This window comes from Aeromonas sp. ZOR0002, from assembly GCF_963866995.1.
In the GTDB taxonomy this organism is placed as follows: domain Bacteria; phylum Pseudomonadota; class Gammaproteobacteria; order Enterobacterales; family Aeromonadaceae; genus Aeromonas; species Aeromonas caviae.
The window spans coordinates 54,995-56,697 of sequence record NZ_CAWMFQ010000203.1; the positions used below are offsets into that span (position 1 = coordinate 54,995).

At 67.2% G+C, this 1,703-nt stretch carries 2 protein-coding genes; both read left to right on the plus strand.

The features are described from left to right. On the plus strand, nt 1-238 hold a 238-nt coding region (locus AACR77_RS12210; protein ID WP_042881826.1), incomplete at its 5' end, for an LrgB family protein. Nucleotides 239-464: 226 nt separating this feature from the next. Further along, nucleotides 465-1,346, plus strand: a complete 882-nt coding sequence (gene cdd, locus AACR77_RS12215) for a cytidine deaminase (protein WP_010674459.1) — start codon at nt 465-467, stop codon at nt 1,344-1,346. The last annotated feature ends 357 nt before the right edge of the window (nt 1,347-1,703 follow it).

The window sequence follows — 1,703 nt, forward strand, 5'->3', positions numbered from 1 at the left end:
GGTGGTGGGGATCCTGGGGGCCCTGGCGGGCTACCCCCTGCTCAAGCTGATGCGGGTCACCGACCCCGAGGCCCAGGGGCTCGCCATGGGAGCCTGCGCCCACGCCATCGGCACCGCCGCCTCCGCCGAGCAGGGGGTGACCCAGGGCGCCTTCTCGTCGCTGGCCATGGTGGTGTGCGGTGTGCTGACCGCAGCCATCGCCCCCCTGCTGTTCGCCCTCTACCACTGGCTGACCTGATCCCCGTTGCCATGGCCGCCCCTGCGGCCATGGCCTCTGTGCCCTTTCACCGTTTCCATCCGATACCCTCGCCTCCCTGATGCCGGGAGCTGGCGCACAGATTGCGAAAGACAAACGTTTCCTTTACCATCCCCGCCCCTTTGCCCATCAAGGCGTGAGCGCGCTCACACAATTCGCCGCGCTTGCTCCCTACAATGGCCCCCCAATTGGCCTTTGAGGACACAGTATGCATCCCCGCTTTGCCAAGCCATTCGAGACCCTTTCCGCCCCGCTCCAGGCCGCCCTGCTGCCCATGCTGGGGGACGATTTCCAGGCCCGTTTCACCCCGGACCAGGTCGCGACCCTGAAAGCCGCCACCGGGCTGGATGACAGGGCCCTGCGTCTGGCCTTGCTGCCGCTGGCGGCCGCCTGCTCGGTGGCCCCCATCTCCAGGTTCTTCGTCGGCGCCATCGCCTGCGGCCTGAGCGGCACCTGGTACTTTGGCGCCAACATGGAGTTCGCGGGCCAGGGGCTGTTCCACTCGGTCCATGCCGAGCAGTCCGCCATCTCCAACGCCTGGCTGGGTGGCGAGACCGGGATCTCCGAGATCACCGTGAACTACACCCCCTGCGGCCACTGCCGCCAGTTCATGAACGAGCTGAGCACCGCCAAGACCCTGAAGGTCTCCCTGCCGGACGATCTCAGCGAGCTGCAATCCTTCCTGCCCCACTCCTTCGGCCCCGCCGATCTCGAGATCACCGATGCCCTGATGAGCCCCCAGGCTCACGACGAGCTGGTGCTCGAGAGCGACGACCCCCTGTGGCAGGCTGCGCTCGCTGCCGCCCGCCAGAGCTATGCCCCCTACAGCCAGGGCTATGCCGCGGTGGCGCTGCAGTTCGAGGACGGGCGCATCTTCTGCGGCCGCTATGCCGAGAACGCCGCCTTCAACCCGAGCCTGCCGCCGATGCAGATGGCCTGCGCCCACGCTGTGCTGGGTGGCGAGGATCTCGCCACCGTGCGCCGCGCCGTGCTGCTGGAGAGCAAGGATGGCCAGATCAGCCAGCGGGACTCCGCCCAGTCCACCCTGAAGGCGCTGGGTTCAGTCGAGCTTGAGTACAAAGCCGTCTGACCCCGGCATCCGCCAACGGGAAGGGGAGCTGCGGCTCCCCTTCTTGCTCTCTGCGGCTCTCATCCTGCCCCTCAGCCCCTTTCTCTGCGCCTCTGGCGCCGTGCATCAGATGCCCCCTGCCCCATGTGAGGGCGGTCTCCCTCCGATGACCGTATTGGCAGACCTCCTCTGCGGTGGCGGGAAGCCCAGGTTAAGGGGCCAATGCCCCACCCCTTGCGGCCCCCGTGTGTGACCCCAAGATGCATTTGCCAAGCCACTGGGATCCCGCCTTTCCATGGATTTTGCAAATGCCTTTCCCGGCCGATTCCCTCGATGAGGGGCGGTATGGCGGCGGCGGGAAACCTCGGGTAAGGGGTC

Excerpts from the sequence above, each read along its gene's own strand:
- cdd (WP_010674459.1), top strand. The coding sequence starts at position 465 with ATGCATCCCCGCTTTGCCAAGCCATTCGAGACCCTTTCCGCCCCGCTC.